Here is an 18,416-nt window from a genome sequence, read left to right as displayed (position 1 = left end):
GGGAAGTTGTACTGTGCGGACGTGGACCCGGAAAATGCCTCCGTCACTGCGCGGAGGGGGGCGGAGCGGCCGCAGCGGTCACACCGCGAGGTGGCCGACGAGCTGCGCGCCCGGATCAGAACCGGGGTGCTGCGGCCGGGTCAGCGCATGCCCACCCAGGCCAAGCTGGCGGACGAGTTCGGCGTCGAGCGGGGTGCCGTACGCCAGGCGCTGCGGATTCTGCAGTCCGAGCAGCTCCTCACCAACGTCTCGAAGGGAAGCCCGGCGACGGTCGCCGTGCGGCCCGGTGCGGCCGGCCCCCCGGTCGGGCCCGGGGCGGTGCCGCAGCCCTCGATGGTCGGCCTTCCGCCCCGTATCACCCAGGCGTTCGCCGCCGAGCATGTCGAGGTCGACGCGCTGTGTCTGACGGCGGTCTCGCTGACCGCCGCGATCGGCGAACCCCTGCGTCAGATCCACGCGGGGCAACTGAATCCGGCCAAGATCGACGTCCGGGTCCTGCTGCCGTCCCGGGACATCGACCTCGCCTTCCCGGCGCCGGTGGACATCTCGGAGACCGGGCGGCTGCAGCGCCGCTGGCTGGCCCATCGCAACGCCCAGGGCCAGGTGTTGCGGCACAACCTGCTCACCCTGCGCGCCACGCACGGCATCGACGTGCACGTCACCTTCCGCGCGCTGCCCTTCACCCCGCCCGTCAAGCTGTACCTGCTCAACCGCACGGAAGCGCTGTTCGCCTACTACACGGTGCAGCGGGGCGAGCAGACGATCGACCAGGAGCACCTGGAGATGTACGACGCCGAGGGCACGCGGTCGGTGCTGTTCGCCTTCGAACAGGGCGCCGGACCACGTGACACGACGTTCGTGCGGCAGTCCCGTCTGTGGTTCGACGCGCTGTGGGAGACGATCAGTTCGGAGCTGGTGCTCACGAGTTGACGGCGGGCCCGGTGGCGAGGAGGGCCAGGATCACGGCGCCGGCCGAGCTGATCACGGGGCTCTTGGCCTTGATGCCGATGCTGAGCAGGAGCAGACCTACGGCGCCGGCGGTGCCGTACTTCCACTGGATGGTCTGCTCGACGCCGACGACGAAGGCGGCGCTGAGGAGGACGAGGACGGGCATGGTGGTTCCCCCCTTTCGGAGGGTGGAGAGGGTCGGAGAGGCCGCGAGTGGGCCGGAGTGGGAGGCAAACCTTCCGCCAACTTGCTCAAGTTGGCAACCAACTACAACTATGTTGTCCCCACTTGGCAGCAACTGCTAAACAACTTTCAAACAACTCCCGTCAGATGGATGGAAGTTGTAGCTTTTGGTCGTGACCCAGGAGAACGTGGCAGTGAACGGCAACAGAAGGCTCTCGCCCGACCAGATCGCCGCTGTCCTGCGCGAACGCATCCACGGCGGGGATCTCAGGGCCGGTGACCGGCTGCCCACCCAGGCCGAGCTGGCGGACGAGTTCGGCGTCGAGCGGGGCGCCGTACGCCAGGCGCTGCGGGCCCTTCAGGACGACGGTCTCCTCACCAACGTGAGCAAGGGCAGCCCGCCCCGGATCGCGCAGCCGCCGGACCCGGGCCGTGACGAGCCCCAGCCCACGATGGTCGCCCTGGCCCCCCGGATCACCGAGGCCTTCTCCGCCAGGCACGTACGCGTCGACGCGGCCTGTCTCACCGCCGAGAGCCTCATCCCGGCCCTGGCCGAGCCGCTGCGGCTGATCCACGGCGGCCGTATCCGCCCCGAGCGGATCGACGTCCGCATCCTGCTGCCGTCCCGGGACATCAGCCTCGCCTTCCCGGTCCCGGTCGACAGCCGCGGCGACGACGACCCGGTGCACGAGCGCTGGCTGTCGATGCGCAACGCCCAGGGGCACGTCCTGCGGCACAACCTCCAGACCCTGCGCACGCACGGCATCGACGTCAACATCACGTTCCGCGCCCTGCCGTTCACCCCGCCGGTGAAGCTGTACCTCCTCAACGGCGAGGAGGCGCTGATGGCGTACTACATGGTCATGCGGCGGGAGGAGCACACCGACGCCGGGCGCCTCGACATGTACGACGTGCTCGGCACCGAGTCGCTCCTCTTCTCCTTCGGGAAGTCGGCAGGCCAGCGCGACGCGGCGTTCGTCGAGCAATCCCAGAAGTGGTTCGACGCCCTCTGGGAAACCATCACGACGGACCTGACACTCTCCTAGTGACCTCTCATACGACGCAGACTGAACAGGTGGCACCCGACAGCGGCACCGACACCGGTAGTGACAGAGGCAGCGGCAGTGGCGACGAGGCCGCGGAGCGGCGGAAGGCGATCACGCGTGCGCGCGTCGTCCTCTGGGACTTCGACGGGCCGATGTGCCGGTTGTTCGCGGGTCATTCGGCGCAGCGCGTGGCCCAGGAGCTGATGGGCTGGCTCGAAGGGCGGGGCCTGCACCGCCTGCTGACCGAGACCGAGCGGCACTCGCTGGACCCGCACGTCGTGGTGCGCGCGGTGGACCGGGTGCGGCCCGGCAGCGACCTGGCGGCCGAGCTGGAGGAACGTCTCACCCAGGAGGAACTGCTGGCCGTGGCCTCGGCGATGCCCACGGCGTACGCCGACCCCCTGATCCGCACCTGGGCGGCGACGGGCCCGCGGCTGGCGATCACCACGAACAACTCGCCCAGGGTGGTGACCAGTTACCTCGCCGGGCGTGGCCTCACCGACTGCTTCACCCCCCACATATACGGCCGCACCCAGGATCTCCGCCTGCTCAAGCCGCACCCGCGCTGTCTGCATCTCGCGCTGCGTGCCCTGGGCTCGGCGCCCGAGGACGCCCTGATGATCGGCGACACCCCGTCCGACTTCGCGGCGGCCGACGCGGCCGGCGTCCCGTTCCTGGGCTACGCGCGCAACGCGGACAAGGAGCGGCGGTTGCGGGGAGCGGGCGCCGCTCTGGTGGTCAACTCGCTGGAGACGGTGCTGGAGACGGTCAGGCGCCGGGCCTGAGCATCAGCACCACGAGCGCGAAGCCCGCCACCGCGGTGAGCAGTTTGTGCCGGGCCCGGACGCCCACCGCCACCGTGATCATGAGCATCACGCCCAGCGCGCCCAACTTCGCCTGCACCGTCAAGCCCGCGCAGTACGCGCCGAGTTCCAAGAGGGCCGATAACAGGAGCACGGCCTTCCCCCTCCATGCCGTTCGCTGCGAATCACTGCGACCTCTGTGAATCACTGCGAGCCTCTGTGAATTTCTGCCAAGCTTTCAACTGTCGGTCCAATTGGACTGGTTGACTTGAAGTGGATTTCCCCGGACTGGTTGATCCTTAATCCGGGGTAGTTGTCCGAGATCTGACCGACAGTGGTTTGCCCGTGGACGGATGGCGGTACGGTCGCCCTGTGGGAGCGCAACAGAGCGGCAGCGGTGACGGAGGCGGCCGGGAGTTCCACCGGGTCGCCGACGCGCTGCGCGCCCGGATGGCCGACGGGACGTATCCGCTGGGCTCGTTCCTGCCGCCGCAGCGGGACCTCGCCGGGGAGTTCGGGGTCTCCCGGGACACCGTCCAGCGCGTGCTGCGGGAACTGGCCAGCGAGGGCTGGATCGAGTCCCGTCAGGGCAGCGGGTCCCGGGTCGTCGTCGACACGGTGGTCAAGACGCAGCGCATCCGGTCGTACACGCCGAAGGCCACCCGTCAGCGTCAGCAGTCGACGCTCGGGCCGCTGCTCAGCGAGGCCTTCGAACAGCCGGAGGTCACGCTGGACGTCTACACGCTGACCTCCGAGTCCCTGGACGCCCACATCCGGCTCCAGGCCGAGCGGATCCGCCGCGGTGACATCGCTCCCCGGCACATCGGCCTGCGGATGCTCCTGCCCTCGCCCGACCTGGACCTGCCCTACCCGAGGGTCAAGGACGACAAGGACGACCAGCGGCTGCGCGACCGGCTGCACGACATCACCACCCGCCACACCAAGTCGCTGCTCGAGGTGCTCAAGGGCCTGGCGGTCGAGGAACTCGTGCCGTCCGTCGACGTCCAGATCCGGCGCGCGCCCCTGACACCCACCTTCAAGCTGTACGTCTTCAACGGAACGGAGGCGCTGCTCGGTCCCTACGAGGTGATCGAGCGCCCCATCGAACTGGAATCCGGCGAGGTCATCATCGCCTACGACGTGCTGGGCCTCGGCGCCACGCTCACCCACCATGTGAAGGACGTGGACCCGGACTCGCCGGGCTCCGTCTTCATCGACACCTGGCAGTCGTGGTTCGACTCGGTCTGGCATCGGCTGGCCGAATGAGCGTCTCGCTGCATGAGCGTCTGGCCGAATGGGCGTCCGGCCGGATGAGCGTCTGGCCGAATAGTGGTCATCCGTTGCGCTAGCATTCCCCAAATCGCGCGAGCAACCGCTCCCGTCCATACGTATGAGACGGCGAAAAACAACCGTCTCGACGGCCTGACGCGGCAGAGTGGCAGACCACCCGTTGTGCTCACCTGATCCTCGCTCCGGTCGTGCGGCGGATTTTCCGTCTGCCCCACCCGTCAGTGCGAGTATCCGGAGCGGCCAGTGGTCGTCGACCCCCTTGTTCCCCGACGTCTCGTGGGGGAACGAGCCGCCGAGGCCGCGTCCAGCGCCCTGGCGGCCTTCGTCCGGGCCGCGGAGGCGACCAAGGAGTCCAGCGGTCACCACAACCGCAACCATGTGCTGCCGTTGACCCCGGAGGTGGCGCGGCTGCTGGGGCGCGAGGCCGGCACGCCGGTGACGGTGCGCATCCGGCGCGCCGACGCGCTGCCGGTGGTGATCAGAACCTGGCAGGACGAGGCGGCGATCCTGCGCGCCGTGCGGAGCGGGCTGTCCCCGGCCCCCGAGTGTCTGGTCAAGCGCGCGGAGTACTCCATCCACAGCTATGTGGAAGGCGTCCCGCTCTCCACCGTCTGCGGAAACGGCAAGCTCGTCGACACGCTGCTCATGGAGGCGCTGGTCGAGCTGCTGGCCCGGATGACGCAGGTGCGGCGGGCGGTGCTGCCGGCCCTGCCGACCTGCTGGCCCGCCAACCACAGCGACAGCCAGGCCTTCCTCAAGACCCTGGTCCGGCTCGCCGACGAACAGATCCGGACGCCCAACTGGGCTGAGTTCGGCGGCCTGTTCAAGGCGCTGGGCATCTCCGACGACGCCATGGTCCGGCTGTCCGAGCGGGTGCCGTCGATGGCCCGGCGGCCGTACAGCCTGCTTCACGCGGACCTGCACCGGGACAACCTGATCGTGTCCTACGACGCGGCCCCGCCCCTCGTCTGCGTGGACTGGGAACTGGCCACCTACGGCGATCCCCTGCACGACCTCGCCACCCATCTGGTGCGCATGCGCTACCCGCGGGACCAGTGGTCGGAGGTGATCGACGCGTGGGCCGACGCCATGCGCGCCCTTCAGCCCGGCGCGGTCAAGGGGCTGGCCAGGGACCTGCGGCACTACCTCGACTTCGAGCGCGCCCAGTCGGTGTACCCGGACGTCATGCGGGCCGCGCGGTCCTTGCAGGGGTCCTTCACCCAGCGGAGCCTGGACGAGGCCACCTCGGAGGTGAGCAGGGCGCTGGAGACGGCGTCGGAGCCGCTGCGGCTGAGAAACGTTCCGGCGGAGGACGAGATCGAGCGCGCGCTGTTCCGTTGGCTGGCGTCGCGGGGCGACGGGGACGTCAGCGGCCGCCACTGGATCGCGAAGGCCTGCGACTGGCGTCCCGACCCGCGCTTCCCCGAGCAGCCCGCCTTCCCCGCCTCCGCGGTGCGCGACGCCCTCCTCGCCGAGGGCGCCGCCCCCGCGCACCGGGTGTTCAAGGGGACCGGCCACCTCAACTCGGTGGTCCAGGTCCCGGGCGTCGGCACCCCCGTCGTCGTACGCCGCAAGCTGGCCAACGTCCTGCGCAGGGAGCCCGTCTACCTGAGTGAGCACGTCGTCCTGCGCGCGATCCAGGAGTCGGGCGTGCGGGTGGCGGCGCCGCAGGTCCTGGCGCTGGGCGAGAGTTATCCGGACGACGCCTTCAGCATCCACACGTACGTCGGCACCCGCATCGACCAGCCGCCCGGCCATCCGGTGAACGGTCTGCTCCCGCACGAGGCGGACGCGCTCGTCCACCAACTGTGCGAACTGACGGGCGTGGACCATGCGTTGATCGACCCGCAGGCCGGGGGCATCGACTTCAACGAGTGGCTGAAGGAGCAACTCGTAGGCCTGGTGCGCAACCTGCCGAAGGAGTCCCTCCAACTGGCCCGCACACTGGGGCTGCCCGACGAGCGGCGGCTGCGGGAGATCCTGTCCCGGCACCGGGTGAGCCGCCGGGCGCCGGCCCTGCTGCACGGCGACCTCAACCCGTGGAACCTGGTGCGCCGCACCGACGATCTGGCCCTGACCATCATCGACTGGGAGATGGCCCTCGTCGGCGACCCGCTCTACGACCTCGTCCGGCACATGCACCTGACACCGACCCGGCCGGAGATCCGGACCCGGATGTTCCGGCGCTGGGAGGAGAAGCTGCCGAAGCGGTACACGAAGGACTGGGGCAAGGACTGGTCCGTCTACCGCTGGATCGAGATCGTCCGCTCCGCGTACATCGACCTCGACCGCCTGGCGACCCGGGCGAGCCTGGACGCCCCCAACGTCCGCCGAGCCGTCGACTCCTACGCCGGCACCCTCGCGGCGGCCACGGCCTGCCTGGGCCTGCCGGTGTCGAGAACGGCGAACCCTTATCTGGCGCGGGCGCTGGGGTAGGGGGGCGGGCGAGGGTGGATGGGGCGCTCTGGGGAGGGGGGAGCGGACCCGCTCCGGCGACCCGTCGCCGTAGGCTCGCCCCATGAGCGAGACCGGGCTGCGTGAGCGCAAGAGGCAGCGGATGTACCAGGCCGTGTCGGACATCGCCGTCCGGCTCTTCATGGAGCGCGGCTTCGACGCGGTGTCCGTCGCCGAGGTCGCCGCCGCGGCCGAGATCTCCAAGCCGACCCTCTTCCGGTACTTCCCGACCAAGGAGGACCTGGTCCTGCACCGGATCGCCGATCACGAGCAGGAGGCGGCGCGGATCGTCGTCGCGGCGCGCGCCGAGGGGGTGGCCCCGCTCCCCGCCCTGCGCCGGCACTTCCTCGACGGACTCGCCGCCGACGACCCCGTCACCGGCCTCAACGACCACCCGAACGTCCGCGCCTTCTACGACCTCCTCTACGGCACCCCCTCCCTGGTCGCCCGCCTCTACGGCTACCTGGAGCGCTCGGAGTCCGCCCTCGCGGACGCCGTCGCCGGCGTTCTCGGAGATGTCGGCGGGGACGCGCGCGGGGAGGGACGTGGGGAGGGGCTGCCCAGTGCTCTCGACGCCCGGTTGGCGGCCGGCCAGATCATCGCCGTCCGGCGGATCCTCGCCGAGGAGAACTGGCGGCGGATCGCGGCGGGGGAGCGGCTGGAGGACGTCCGGGGCGAGGCGGTCGCGGCGGCGGAGCGGGCGTTCGCGGTGCTGGGGGCGGGTCTGCCGGGACTGACCTGACTCCGGACCGTCCGATCGGCGCTGCTGATACTCGGTAAAAGATGTAACTCGGTTACGTTATTCGTTACCCTTGTCGTATGACGGCACCCGACCTCGACACCGCCCTCCACCGGGAACGCGCCCACCACGACACCTGCCGTGCCGCCCTCGCCGCGATGGTCGAGGGCGCCGACCTCCAGGTGGTCACCGGTGAGGACGTCTCCGCGTCCGGCGCCGACGCGGAAGTCCTCGGCTACCGGCTGCGCAGCCACGCCAAGGCCCTGCACGAGCTGCCCGAGGGCCCGCTGTTCTTCGGCCGGCTGGACTTCGCCCACGGCACGGGCGGCGATCACGCGGATCTCGCCCACCACATCGGCCGCCTCCGCATCAGCGAACACCCGGCCGCCCCGCCCCTCGTCGTCGACTGGCGGGCCCCCGTCTCCCGCGCCTTCTACCAGGCGAGCGCCCGCGACCCGCAGGGCGTGGCCGTCCGGCGACGCTTCGGCTGGGCCCCCGCCAGCCGGGGCGACTCCGCCGACCTCACGGGCCTGGAGGACGAACACCTCGACACAGGCGAGGAGTTCGACGTCCGGGACGGCGGCGGGTCCGGGCGGCCGGCTGGCATCGTCGCCCGGGAGATCGAACGCCCCCGCGTCGGCCCCATGCGGGACATCGCCGCGACCATCCAGCCCGAGCAGGACGACCTCGTACGAGGAGACCTCGCCGAGTCGGTGTGCGTGCAGGGCGCCCCCGGTACCGGCAAGACCGCCGTGGGCCTGCACCGGGCCGCCTACCTCCTCTACACCCACCCGCGCCGCATCCAGCGCGGCGGCCTGCTGATCCTCGGCCCCAACCGCGCCTTCCTCACCTACATCGCGGAAGTCCTGCCCTCCCTCGGCGAGACCGGCGTACGGCAGTCGACGCTCCACGACGAGATCGCCCGCCACCCGGTCACCGGGGTGGACCCCGACCGGGCCGCCGCCGTCAAACACGACGCCCGGATGGCCGAGGTGCTGCGCCGCGCGGTGTACGGCCGGGTGACGGCCGACCGCGCCGAGGACCTCTCCCTCCCGGACGGCTCCTACCGCTGGCGGCTCGCGGGCCGCGAACTGACGGCGATCGTCGCCGGGGTCCTCGCCGACGAACTGCCGTACGAGACCGGGCGGGAGCGGGTGCGCAGCCGGATCGTCCGCCGGATCCAGGAGCGGGCCGAACGCCGGAGCGGGACCCGCCCGGCCTCCTGGACCCGCCGGGTCGAACGGGCGCGGGCGGTCAGCGCCTGCGTCGAAGCCGTGTGGCCGAAGGCCCGCCCGGAGGAGGTGCTGTCCCAACTCCTGACGGACCCGGCCGAGTTGGCACAGGCGGCGGACGGCCTCCTCGACCCCGACGAACAACAGGCCCTGCACTGGCCGCGCCCGCCCCGCTCACCCAGGTCGGCGCGCTGGTCGGCCGCCGACCTCGTCCTCCTCGACGAGATCGCCGGCCTCCTCGACCATCCCCAGAGCTACGGTCATGTCGTCGTCGACGAGGCCCAGGACCTCTCCCCGATGGAGTGCCGGGCCGTCGCCCGCCGGGTCCCCTTCGGCTCGCTCACCGTCCTCGGCGACCTTGCCCAGGGCACCACCCCCTGGGCGGCGACCTCCTGGCCGGTCCAGCTGACCCACCTGGGCAAACCGGATGCGACGATCGTCCCCCTGACCCTGGGCTTCCGGGTCCCGGCCGCCGTCCTCACCCTCGCGTCCCGCCTCCTCGACCGCCTCGACGCCGACGTACCCCGCGCCCACTCCCTCCGCCGGGACGGCGAACTGCGCCTCCGGCGGACAGGGACAGACGCCGCCATGCTGCACGCCGCGGTCGTCGCCGCCGTACGCGACGCACTCACCCACGAGGGCTCGGTCGGCGTCATCGCCGCCGACGCACAACTCGACGGCGTCCGCGCAGCCCTCACCACAGCCGGCATCCCGACCTCCGGCCCGGACGACCCGGCCGCCCGCGTGACGACCGTCCCCGCGACCCTCGTCAAGGGCCTGGAGTACGACCACGTCGTCGCCGTCGAACCGGCAGCCATCGCAGAGTCGGAACAACGCGGCCTGAACCGGCTGTACGTAGTCCTGACCCGAGCGGTGTCCCGCCTGGAGGTGGTACACGGACGGGAGTTGCCGTGGGAGGGGTGAGGCAGAGGGCGCCCGGAACACGAACCGGAGTGACTGGGGCATCCTGGACGGCGATGCTGCTCTACCTCGACGTCGACGGAACGCTGATCCCGTTCGGGGGCACGGCTCCCCACCCGGAGTACGGAGAACCGTCGCCCGAACACCCGCTCCTGTCCCGCCTGGACCCGTCCCTCGGCCCCCAACTGCTCAGTCTGGGCTGCGAGTTGGTGTGGGCGACGACCTGGCTGGACGACGCGAACACCGTCCTCACACCGCGACTCGGCCTGCCCACGCTGCCGGTGGTGCAGTGGCCGGAGGACGAGGACGAGGGCGCGGACGCGGAACCGGGACTGGGACCGGGAGGCGGCGGCGTGCACTGGAAGACACGGCCACTTGTCGCCCGGGCCGCCGGTCGCCCCTTCGTCTGGCTCGACGACGAGATCACCGACGCCGACCGCGTCTGGACGGCCGTTCATCACCCCGGCGCCGCACTCCTCCACCGCGTCCATCCCGCCCGAGGTCTCACGGACGCGGACTTCGTGATTGTGGAGGAGTGGATCAGAGGGCAGCGAGGGGCGTAGCCCTCGAAAAAAAGCGTCGATGCGTCGGACCGGGCCGCCGTAGGGTGCCGGGCTGTGACGGTTTCTTCGGTCGTCGGGGTGCCGCTGTGGCGCGAACGGCGGTTCGTCCTGCTTGCCCACAGGCACGCAACCTGCGCACCACCGCCGAGGCCCCTTCCACCGCGCCAGCTTCCCCGGAGGCGCGGAGCACCCGGTGGGCAAGGAAGCACCAGGCTGATCCTCCACACCCATTCGCCGGGAACGGACAGGTGGATCAGATGCATCAGGTGCTGGTGCCGTCGCCCAGTGGATAGCCGATCTCAGCGATGTCCTTTGCCAGGGTGTGCATCGTGACCTCGGGGTTCAAGGCCGCGACCACCTCGGTCGTCAGAGGACGCAGGGCAAGCACGTGCCGAATGGCTGCGAGGGACACCGGGATCTCGTAGCAGTCCTCGGCGAAGCGCTGGAACGCTTCCGGCGACCGGTCGGCCAGCAACCGGAACAAGTGCCCGGAGCCGTCCGGATCGCTGTCGCTGTCGCTGTCGCTGTCGCTGTCGCTGTCGCTGTCGACGGTGCCGGTGCCGGCACCGTCGTCAGGAAACTCGATCGTCCCCGCATGCCAAGCTCCATCACCCACCTCCCGCCACGTGCAGGCGGTCACGACGGGCATTCCGTCCTCGTCGGCGAACGCGGGCTCCTCGACGCAGGAACGGAAGACCGCCGGGACGTCGTTCAGCACGCCCGGCCACGGTCCGTCATCGGCATAGGGGCTCATGGGCGACTCGTGCGCGAAGCCGCGAATGTAGGCGCCGACGGCCGAGAAGACGACGGAAAACTCGTCGCCCGATCCGTCGCGCATCGAGGCCAGCTCTTCCCCGTCGGACCAGTGAGCGTCGAAGGAGTAGCGCCGACCGGCCCATTCCGGGCGAAGTATCGCTTCCAGCATCGCCATCGAGCGGCAGTGATCGCGAAGCGCTGGAATCCCGGCGAGGTCGCTTTCCTTGCGTACGACTTGAGGGCGAGGTGGCGCGTGGGCCCTGACCAACCCCCATCTGCTGATCACCCAGCAGACCGCCCATCACGACAGCCCGGTCAGCCGGGTATGGCTCAGAACTGTCCTGCGCGGCCAGGAGGCCAGCCTCGACCTCCTGCGACAGGACCGGATCCTCGACGAAGTCGAAGCCGTAGGGGTCCGCGACCCTCTGCACATCGCGGCAGTCTTCGGACTGCGACCCGATACCGCCCAGCGGTATGTCGATGCCGTCCACGGACGCTACGACAGTACGCACCCTGCCAGCAGTGCGGCCAAACCAACGCCCTCGTGAGTGCACAGGCACCTCAGTAAAGTGGCCATGATCGAGCGAAGTTGATGGTGCATCAGTACTGGGGAACGGAGAGACAGTGAACAACCCTTACGCCCCTGCCTCCGGCATGGAGAAACGGCCGGGATGGTCATGGCTCGACGAGTACCTATGGGTCTCGTGCGACATCATCGCCGACCTGGCCGAAGGACGGCTGGAGCAGCGTCCGCTGGTCACCACCGTCGCCCGGCTCGATCCCGGAGAACGCGCACTCGCCGTCGGCCCCGCAACGCGATTGACCTGGCGGGCCCTGGGCGACGGCAGCTACATGCACCGAAGCGTCGTTGCGTTCGGCAGTCCCACATTCGTACTCAGCAGCATGGCCGGCTCGGCCCTCGGTAACTCCGCCCGCCGCCGTGCTGCCGCAAACGACGCGCAACCGCGCTGGGTGGTGGACGGGTCCGGCGAAATCACCGTCACCACGCGCAAGGTCTACTTCGGACACCCGAAGTGCCCACTCGACCTCGCCTGGGGCGGCCTGGACACGATCGACCTCGTTGCACCCGAGGTCTTCCAGGCCAGCTTCCGCAACATCCACAGCGGACGGCAGACGACAGTCCAGCTCCACACTCCCTGGGCGTCCCTGCTGTTCGTCCTGGCCGCTGTCACAGCCTTCCCCGCCCACCCCCGACTGCTGGGACGCGGCTGGCTTCCACCAGACTTCGAGAGGCGATGCACCGATATCGGGAGGCCATGCCGCCCGGCAGCCCACCTCCTGCTGAACCGCGGCCACTAGAAAACACCGACCGGAGCTGGGACGGCAGTACTGTTACACCCTCAAGTTCCTCCCCGAAAACCCTTCGGTAATCCCGAACTTGTGGCCTCCGGCGGGGTAGTGGGCGGAAGCCGATGCGAAGCCGGAGTGTGTGCCGGCGGTCAGTTCGATCAGGCCCGGCAGGCAGCGCGGATCGTTCATCCGGGCCAGAGCCCACAGGGCGGCCTCGCCGACGGTCCCCCGTTCACGTGTGGTGCGGGTACGTGTGGTGCGGACGGCGGTGTCGGAGAGGAGTGTGGCGACCTCGTCGGCGTGGGCGGCGGCCGCCGGGCCGAGGCAGGCCAGCAGCTCGGCTGCCCGGAAGCGGGCTTCGGGGGCCGGATCGTCCAGTCGCGCGACGAGACGCGGTAAAAGGGCAGCGGTCGGTGAGCGCCACTGAGACAGCAGTCCGCCCGCCTGGGACAGGGCACCGATCCGTTGTTCGTCGTCGTGATGGTCCGCCAGCAGGCCGAGCGTGAAGGTGGGGGAGGGGCCGGTTATCAGCCGCGCAGCCCAGTGTTGGACACCCAGGACGCCGGTCTGCACCGAGCTGGTGTGGCGCCACAGCTCGATGGTCGGGTCCCGGAGCGCTTCGAGCATGAGGTCGAGCCGTCGCGCAGGCAGGCCCGGGTCGTGCGGGGCGAGCGCGTGCACCGCTGCCAGGCGTATCTGAGCCTGGGGAGAATCGAGCAGACCACGGAGCAGGTCGAAGACCTCGGCGCCATGCCCGCCGACTGGCGCGCGCAGGGCCGCCTGGCCGAGTGAGAGGACCAGCTCAAGGCGGGTTGGCAGATCGTCCTCCGCCTCCCAGCACCGCAGCAGCCCAGGCAGAACCAACTCGCCGGGGCTGTCGCAGACACCGAGCACGTCGGCCGCGGCCCGCCGGATCTCCGGCTCGGGATCGTCCAGCAGACCCAGCAACTCGGGCAGGGCCTGTGTCCACGCCGGCGCCCAGCCGGGATCAAGGAACCGGGCTTTGACCCGACCGGCTTCCGCCGCCAGCATCGCCACCAGTTCCAGCATCGCGCAGCGGCTCGGCACCTGCGGGGTCGCAGCCAGGCGCAGTACGAAGGGCAGTGCGGCCGGGGCGGCGGAGCAGACCCAGCCACCTTGATGGAAGAGCAGGTTGAGCAGCTCGGACGAGGCGTCGTCCGCATCGTCCGGATCCGGACCCTCGCATCGGCGGAGCAGGCCGGGTACGTCCTCGGCAGACCCGTAGTTGTGCTTCAGCCCAGCCCAGTCGACCGCATCCAATCCCACTCCCACCCACATGCGCGCGACCCTACCGGCCGGGCCACCCACACTCAGCCGAGTCATGCCTGAACGCGCTGCTTGGACCTGCCGACCAGGTAGCGTGCTCAGGGTTCTACGCCGCTCGTACCGCTCGTCGGCAGCTTCAGAACAGGTTGCAGGCATCCGACGGAGATGGCAGCGTCAGACGCTCGGCCTGCTCCAGCCAGTCGGTGTACCAGCGGGCGAAAGTCACCGGTTTCCCGTCATCGTCGAGGCGCGGCACCAGGTCGACGTCGTCCGCCCGGCCATCCGACCAGATCGTGCCCCGATGCATGCCGCTGATGATCAACCACTCCCGCAGGGCACAGCCCAGATGAGAGATCACGATGGCGCCGGCGGTGCGTCCCGGGGCGAACATGAGGGCGTCCCACTGCTCGTCCCACGCTTCGATGGCGTCGTCGAAGTCCTTGATCTCGTCGAAGTCCTCTTCCTCGGGGCGTAGGGCAAGGAGCTCGTCGAGGCTCTTGGGGTCCGGTCCCTGCTCCGGGAACGGCTCCGCGAGCGTGGAGAGGTCTGCCAGGTCGGCTCCGTCGCCTTCCCAGCGCCACCGGCTCTGTATGCGCCGCAGGGGAAAGAGGCCGTAGGCCGGTCCCGCGCCGCCCGCGGCGACGTGGAGGAGGAAGGTCCGGTAGCCGTCTGGCAGCCTCACACCTATCTGGCCTTCGAGTTCAGCAAGCCCCTCCTCGGTGAGTGGCTCCTCCAGGGCCCACCGGTGCCCGAGCGCCCCGAAGACTTCACTGCACGCCGGCTGAGTGCCCAACGCCGCCACGCGTTCCCGTACCCCTGCCCACTGATCAATCATGCGCAGACCGTACGTGGCGCCGCTGACACCGGGCCTGGCCCGCGCACATGGAGCTAGGCGCCGTCGTGGCCATCAGCGGCCAAAGCAGGTGCTCGGCCGTGGTGTTGGGTCAGTAGAACCAGACGACGAGACGTACGTTCTGCGCGCCGTGGAGTTCGCTGAGTATGCGCATGACGCTCCACACCCGACCCCAGTCGCTACCGGCCCCTGCGGCCGAGGCACGGCTTCGTGTACCAGAGGCATCTGTCTCCTGCCAGTCGGCGTTGGCCAGCTCGGCCCAGGTCAGCCATGTGGTCCCGTACACATCGCTGGGACCGCCGTAGGCGGCGAAATCACCACGCAGCCCATCCGACGCGTCCTCTGGGAAGCCGCGGCCCTCAGCCAGGGGGCGGAAGCCGAAGGAATTGCGGATTCCGAAGAGACAAGCGAGGCCGTCATAGGCGTTGCCCATGTTGAGCAGGAACAGGTCGATGGCCGCCTGCCACACGGAGTCCTCGTCGCCGGGGCCCCACAGCCGGGCTCCCGGACGGCATTCGATCAGTCCACTGACGTCGGTCGACATACCGAGATCCTGCCTGCGCGGCCCGGAGCCGACACCTGCGTTTCCTTCCCGCAGGCTCGCGGTCCCACCTTCGTCGCCTGCGTGCCGCCTGGAACGCTAAGTCCCACGAGTTCACAACGGCATTCCCGCCAGTGGCCGCTCCGCGCCAACCAGCGCTGCGAAGTGCCAACTGCCGCGAGCTGTCACAAGCGTTGAGCTTGAGCACGATAGTTGTCGTTAACCTCCCACCCCGACCTGGCCTTGCTTGAAGCACTGAGCACGATATCTGTCGCCGAATTCGCGTCGTTGTTGACGTGTTCCGTGCTTTTTGCAGGCAAGTTGTCGCCAACTTCGAAGATCGCTCCTTCGACGGGATGCATGCGGATTACCTGGGACTATGAGCGATACCCGGGGCTCCTTGTGGTCCCACAGCTGTACATGGACGGATCTGCTGGTCCCTGTCTCGCTGGACGCGGGGCGGGGCGACCTCGACCTGTCCGATGGCTGGCCGGACCGGTGGACGGCGACGTGGAAGTACGCCGGGGACGAGGTTGCGGGGCCGGTCCGGCACCTGGGGCAGGTGCCGGTAGCGAGCCGCGGGCCGATGCGGGGGTTCACCTGGCGGCGGGAGCAGCGGCACAGGCCCGGGCTGGAGTCCCTGGTGTCGACGGGGCGCCTGCATGGGTTCGAGAGCCTCGAAGAGGATCAGCTGCTGGTAGCTCTGGACTTTGCCGGTGATCTGTTGGAAGTGCTGTCGCAGCCGTTGCGTATCCGGTTCCGTACAGCGGAGAAGTGGCGCAACCACACCCCGGACTTCTTCGCAGTCACGCGGGTGGGGACCTGGCTGATCGACGTGCGGCCCCGGGACCTGATCGAGCCCGGGGACCTGGAGTCGTTCGCGGCCGCGGAGGACGTGGCGTTGGTCTGCGGGTGGCACTACGCGGTCGCGGCCGAGTGGCGTCCGCATGTGCGGTCCACGCTCGGCGCGTTGTACGGGAAGCGCCGTCCGACACGCGACGTGCTCGACATTCAGGCCGATCTGCTTGCTCATGCCGAAGAGGGCGTCACATTTGGAGAGTTGGCAGCCGCGCAGACGTACTGGCCGGTGGCACGGGCCCAGTTGCTGCACCTGTTGTGGCATCGCAGGCTCGGGATCGACCTTGCTCAGCCGTTGACGGACAGTTCGCGGGTGGTGCTGGCGGGAGGCATCTCATGATGGGGGCGGCGGCACTGGATCTCTCGCCTGGCGCGGGCGTGGTGCTCGACGAGGTGGAGTGGCTGGTCGAACGTCAGGAGCCACATCTGGGGCGGGTCCACCTGGTGCGTGCGGACGGCGAGCGCCAGCGGGCGAGCTTCCGCTTCCTGGTTAACCACCCGCGTTGTCGGCCGTCGTCGCGTACAGCGGCGGAGGGCGCCAACCGTGGGCGGCAGTCGGCTTCGTGGAGTGATGTGAAGCCGGAGAAGCGGCCCTTGATGGAACAGCGTTTCGCGCATCTTATGGAAGTCAACTGCGGTTTCCGCAGTGGTGATCCGTTCCGTCCCGAGCCGGGGGAGCCGCACCCTGAGTACGACCCGGATCGTACGACGCTGACTGAACGGCGGGCGGCGAAGGCCGCTGAGTTATCGGCGCTGAGGCCAGAAGAGGCCAAGTTGCTTCTGGGCGTCGCGCACGTCGGGGTGCGCACGCTGGAGCGCTGGGAGCGCAGGCGCAGGAAGTACGGGATCGTGGGCTGCGCCGATCACCGGTGGCTGCGGGCGAGCGGAGGACACCCGAGCGTCAGCGAGGAGGTTCGCGAGGCGATCTTCGCGGTCAGGGCGGAGACGCAGCACCACCGGTCCCGGGTGAGCGCACGCACCCGCGAGATCATGATCCGTCGCTATGTGCGGGAGACCTTCGAGAACGAAGACGGGGACGAGAGAGAGAAGATCGAGGTCCCCAGCTACCACACGCTGCTGCGGGTGTGGAAGGAGTGGTTCGGGCCGGGCGGCGCCCGACAGAAGTACGAGCGCTCGGCCGAACTGCCCACCAAGAACGGGCATGTGCTTGTGACCCGCCCCGGCCAGGTCGTCGCGCTGGACACGACGATCCTGCCGGTGATGGTCCGCGAGAACGTTTTCGGTGACCCGACCACCGTCCACCTCACTTTGGCGCTAGACGTCTACACCCACTCCATCTGCGCGTTCCGGCTCACGCTGGTGTCGGACTCCTCGGTGGACGTCGCGATGGTGCTGCGCGATGTCATGCTGCCGTTGCCCATGCGGGAGGAGTGGGGCGAGGACATGGAGTGGCCCTATCCGGGGCTGCCGGCCGCCATGGTCTCCGAGTTCGCCGGGTACGAGGTGGCCGGGCTGCCGTTCTTCACCCCCGAGACCGTCACCTCCGACCACGGTTCCGTCTATCGCAATCACCATCTGGTGGATGTCCAAGAGGCGATGGGCTGCCGGATTCTTCCGGCGCGTGTGCTGCGCCCGCAGGACAAGAGCGCGGTGGAGCGCGTCTTCGGCAGTATCCGCTCGCTAGTATTCGAGAAGCTGGCCGGTTACACGGGGGTTGACGTCTCCGATCGCGGCGCGGACCCGGAGGGCGACGCGGTGATGACCCTGGCCGAGATGGAACACTTCATCGCGACCTGGGTCGTGAAGGTCTGGCAGAACCGCAGGCTCGGCGAGTTCGCGCCCAGCTGGGATCCCGGCGGTGACCACAGCCCCAACACCCTGTTTGCCGCCTCCTTCGCCCAGGAGGGCTTCGACCTGGACATTCCCTCCTCGGAGACGTACTACCGCTTCCTGCCCGAGCACCACGTGAAGCGGATTCACCGGCGGGGCGTGAAGGTCAAGGGGCTCTGGTACGAAGCCGCGTTACTGCACCAGCCCGACATGAATTCCGCGCGCGGGGGCCGCTACAAGCAGCACTGGGTCATCCACCGCGAACCCCGCGACCGGCGGGTGGTGTACTTCCAGGATCCCGACACCCATGAATGGCACGAACTGCGCTGGACGGGCCTGCCGCCGGAGGGCGAGATGCCGGCCTTCGGTGACGCCCGGGTCGAGGAACTCCTCACCCGCGTACGGGAAGCAGGCCTCAAGCCACGCTCTGACAGCGAGCTCGTCCCCAAACTCCTGGAGATGCTGGGGGCCGTCGATCCGGTCGCGAAGTGGCCGTCCCAGCTGACCAAATCCCAGCGGACGCAGCACGCGCGGGAGATCACCCAGGCCCAGGCGGCAGCCGCGGACCGACCGCAACAGCCGCCGAAGTCGAACAAGCCACCGCGCCTGGCTGCCGTCGGCGCACCGGATGGGCAGCCGCAGTGGCGGGAACGGGCCCGGCAGGCCACCGAGGGCCTGGACGCGCACCGGCGACGACGGCGTGAGACGGCCAAGCCAGCGCAGCAGCCGTCGGCACCCGCGCCGCTGGGATCGAGCCGCCGCGGTCGCAATCTCTTCGTCATCGCCGACGACGATGACGGATTCGACGAACCGGACCCGCAGTCGACGGAGGAGACGTGA

18 protein-coding genes are annotated in these 18,416 nt (G+C 69.6%); 11 read left to right on the top strand and 7 right to left on the bottom strand.

The genetic code is table 11. From position 1 onward, the window contains the following. Positions 1-21: 21 nt before the first annotated feature. Positions 22-930, top strand: coding sequence for a winged helix-turn-helix domain-containing protein (locus tag OG352_RS19975; RefSeq protein WP_329218645.1), 909 nt, complete (start codon positions 22-24; stop codon positions 928-930). Here OG352_RS19975 and OG352_RS19970 read toward each other — a convergent pair. Continuing rightward, positions 920-1,114 (bottom strand): hypothetical protein, encoded by a 195-nt coding sequence (locus tag OG352_RS19970; RefSeq protein ID WP_329218644.1) that lies wholly within the window; start codon positions 1,112-1,114, stop codon positions 920-922. The genes OG352_RS19975 and OG352_RS19970 overlap by 11 nt on opposite strands. 184 nt (positions 1,115-1,298) lie before the next feature. Between OG352_RS19970 and OG352_RS19965 the strand changes: the two genes are divergently transcribed. Beyond that, positions 1,299-2,177, top strand: coding sequence for a GntR family transcriptional regulator (locus OG352_RS19965; protein WP_329218643.1), 879 nt, complete (start codon positions 1,299-1,301; stop codon positions 2,175-2,177). After that, positions 2,126-2,962 (top strand): HAD family hydrolase, encoded by an 837-nt coding sequence (locus tag OG352_RS19960; protein WP_329218642.1) that lies wholly within the window; start codon positions 2,126-2,128, stop codon positions 2,960-2,962. Before OG352_RS19965 ends, OG352_RS19960 begins: the two co-directional genes overlap by 52 nt. Here the strand turns inward: OG352_RS19960 and OG352_RS19955 are convergent. After that, complete coding sequence (locus tag OG352_RS19955) at positions 2,946-3,134, bottom strand: hypothetical protein (protein ID WP_329218640.1); 189 nt, start codon at positions 3,132-3,134, stop codon at positions 2,946-2,948. The genes OG352_RS19960 and OG352_RS19955 overlap by 17 nt on opposite strands. Before the next feature lie 218 nt (positions 3,135-3,352). Here OG352_RS19955 and OG352_RS19950 point away from each other — a divergent pair, with 218 nt between their 5' ends. The 5 genes from OG352_RS19950 to OG352_RS19930 all read left to right on the top strand — a co-directional run bounded on the left by OG352_RS19950 (position 3,353) and on the right by OG352_RS19930 (position 10,179). Beyond that, positions 3,353-4,246 carry a winged helix-turn-helix domain-containing protein gene (locus tag OG352_RS19950; RefSeq protein ID WP_329218639.1) on the top strand — a complete coding sequence of 298 codons (894 nt, stop codon included), beginning with the start codon at positions 3,353-3,355 and terminating at the stop codon, positions 4,244-4,246. A gap of 300 nt (positions 4,247-4,546) precedes the next feature. After that, positions 4,547-6,706 carry a phosphotransferase family protein gene (locus OG352_RS19945; RefSeq protein ID WP_329218638.1) on the top strand — a complete coding sequence of 720 codons (2,160 nt, stop codon included), beginning with the start codon at positions 4,547-4,549 and terminating at the stop codon, positions 6,704-6,706. A gap of 82 nt (positions 6,707-6,788) precedes the next feature. Then, entirely contained in the window at positions 6,789-7,466 is a 678-nt protein-coding gene (locus OG352_RS19940) for a TetR/AcrR family transcriptional regulator (protein WP_329218636.1), read from the top strand. Between the two features lie 77 nt (positions 7,467-7,543). Then, positions 7,544-9,619, top strand: coding sequence for a HelD family protein (locus OG352_RS19935; protein ID WP_329218634.1), 2,076 nt, complete (start codon positions 7,544-7,546; stop codon positions 9,617-9,619). 53 nt (positions 9,620-9,672) lie between these two features. Beyond that, on the top strand, positions 9,673-10,179 hold the full coding sequence (locus OG352_RS19930; protein WP_329223895.1) for an HAD domain-containing protein: 507 nt from the start codon (positions 9,673-9,675) through the stop codon (positions 10,177-10,179). 262 nt (positions 10,180-10,441) lie between these two features. Here OG352_RS19930 and OG352_RS19925 read toward each other — a convergent pair whose 3' ends face one another. Further along, entirely contained in the window at positions 10,442-11,110 is a 669-nt protein-coding gene (locus tag OG352_RS19925) for a hypothetical protein (RefSeq protein WP_329218631.1), read from the bottom strand. Positions 11,111-11,559: 449 nt separating this feature from the next. On the opposite strand from OG352_RS19925, the gene OG352_RS19920 reads away from it, so the two are divergent. Then, positions 11,560-12,255 (top strand): hypothetical protein, encoded by a 696-nt coding sequence (locus tag OG352_RS19920; protein WP_329218628.1) that lies wholly within the window; start codon positions 11,560-11,562, stop codon positions 12,253-12,255. 33 nt (positions 12,256-12,288) lie between these two features. Here OG352_RS19920 and OG352_RS19915 read toward each other — a convergent pair whose 3' ends face one another. The 4 genes from OG352_RS19915 to OG352_RS19900 form a co-directional block, all read right to left on the bottom strand. After that, the gene (locus OG352_RS19915; RefSeq protein ID WP_329218626.1) at positions 12,289-13,545 is read right to left on the bottom strand and encodes a HEAT repeat domain-containing protein; all 1,257 of its coding nucleotides are present in this window, start codon (positions 13,543-13,545) and stop codon (positions 12,289-12,291) included. A gap of 124 nt (positions 13,546-13,669) precedes the next feature. Further along, on the bottom strand, positions 13,670-14,368 hold the full coding sequence (locus tag OG352_RS19910) for an SMI1/KNR4 family protein (protein ID WP_329218624.1): 699 nt from the start codon (positions 14,366-14,368) through the stop codon (positions 13,670-13,672). Positions 14,369-14,477: 109 nt separating this feature from the next. After that, positions 14,478-14,930, bottom strand: a complete 453-nt coding sequence (locus OG352_RS19905) for a hypothetical protein (protein ID WP_329218622.1) — start codon at positions 14,928-14,930, stop codon at positions 14,478-14,480. A gap of 182 nt (positions 14,931-15,112) precedes the next feature. Further along, positions 15,113-15,289: a hypothetical protein gene (locus OG352_RS19900; RefSeq protein ID WP_329218621.1), complete on the bottom strand. Its 177-nt coding sequence runs from the start codon at positions 15,287-15,289 to the stop codon at positions 15,113-15,115. Between the two features lie 17 nt (positions 15,290-15,306). On the opposite strand from OG352_RS19900, the gene OG352_RS19895 reads away from it, so the two are divergent. Next, a complete protein-coding gene (locus OG352_RS19895; RefSeq protein ID WP_329218619.1) occupies positions 15,307-16,125 on the top strand; it encodes a TnsA-like heteromeric transposase endonuclease subunit in 819 nt (272 codons plus the stop codon). Beyond that, entirely contained in the window at positions 16,122-18,416 is a 2,295-nt protein-coding gene (locus OG352_RS19890; protein WP_329223894.1) for a transposase, read from the top strand. Before OG352_RS19895 ends, OG352_RS19890 begins: the two co-directional genes overlap by 4 nt.

The sequence above is a fragment of the Streptomyces sp. NBC_01485 genome (assembly GCF_036227125.1).
GTDB lineage: Bacteria > Actinomycetota > Actinomycetes > Streptomycetales > Streptomycetaceae > Streptomyces.
Note: the sequence above shows the minus strand (reverse complement) of the source record. Positions and strands in the feature narration are given on the sequence as shown.

Excerpts from the sequence above, each read along its gene's own strand:
- OG352_RS19890 (WP_329223894.1), top strand. The coding sequence starts at position 16,122 with ATGATGGGGGCGGCGGCACTGGATCTCTCGCCTGGCGCGGGCGTGGTG.
- OG352_RS19925 (WP_329218631.1), bottom strand. The coding sequence starts at position 11,110 with ATGGCGATGCTGGAAGCGATACTTCGCCCGGAATGGGCCGGTCGGCGC.
- OG352_RS19895 (WP_329218619.1), top strand. The coding sequence starts at position 15,307 with ATGAGCGATACCCGGGGCTCCTTGTGGTCCCACAGCTGTACATGGACG.
- OG352_RS19910 (WP_329218624.1), bottom strand. The coding sequence starts at position 14,368 with ATGATTGATCAGTGGGCAGGGGTACGGGAACGCGTGGCGGCGTTGGGC.
- OG352_RS19935 (WP_329218634.1), top strand. The coding sequence starts at position 7,544 with ATGACGGCACCCGACCTCGACACCGCCCTCCACCGGGAACGCGCCCAC.
- OG352_RS19940 (WP_329218636.1), top strand. The coding sequence starts at position 6,789 with ATGAGCGAGACCGGGCTGCGTGAGCGCAAGAGGCAGCGGATGTACCAG.
- OG352_RS19930 (WP_329223895.1), top strand. The coding sequence starts at position 9,673 with ATGCTGCTCTACCTCGACGTCGACGGAACGCTGATCCCGTTCGGGGGC.
- OG352_RS19905 (WP_329218622.1), bottom strand. The coding sequence starts at position 14,930 with ATGTCGACCGACGTCAGTGGACTGATCGAATGCCGTCCGGGAGCCCGG.
- OG352_RS19915 (WP_329218626.1), bottom strand. The coding sequence starts at position 13,545 with ATGTGGGTGGGAGTGGGATTGGATGCGGTCGACTGGGCTGGGCTGAAG.
- OG352_RS19900 (WP_329218621.1), bottom strand. The coding sequence starts at position 15,289 with ATGCATCCCGTCGAAGGAGCGATCTTCGAAGTTGGCGACAACTTGCCT.
- OG352_RS19970 (WP_329218644.1), bottom strand. The coding sequence starts at position 1,114 with ATGCCCGTCCTCGTCCTCCTCAGCGCCGCCTTCGTCGTCGGCGTCGAG.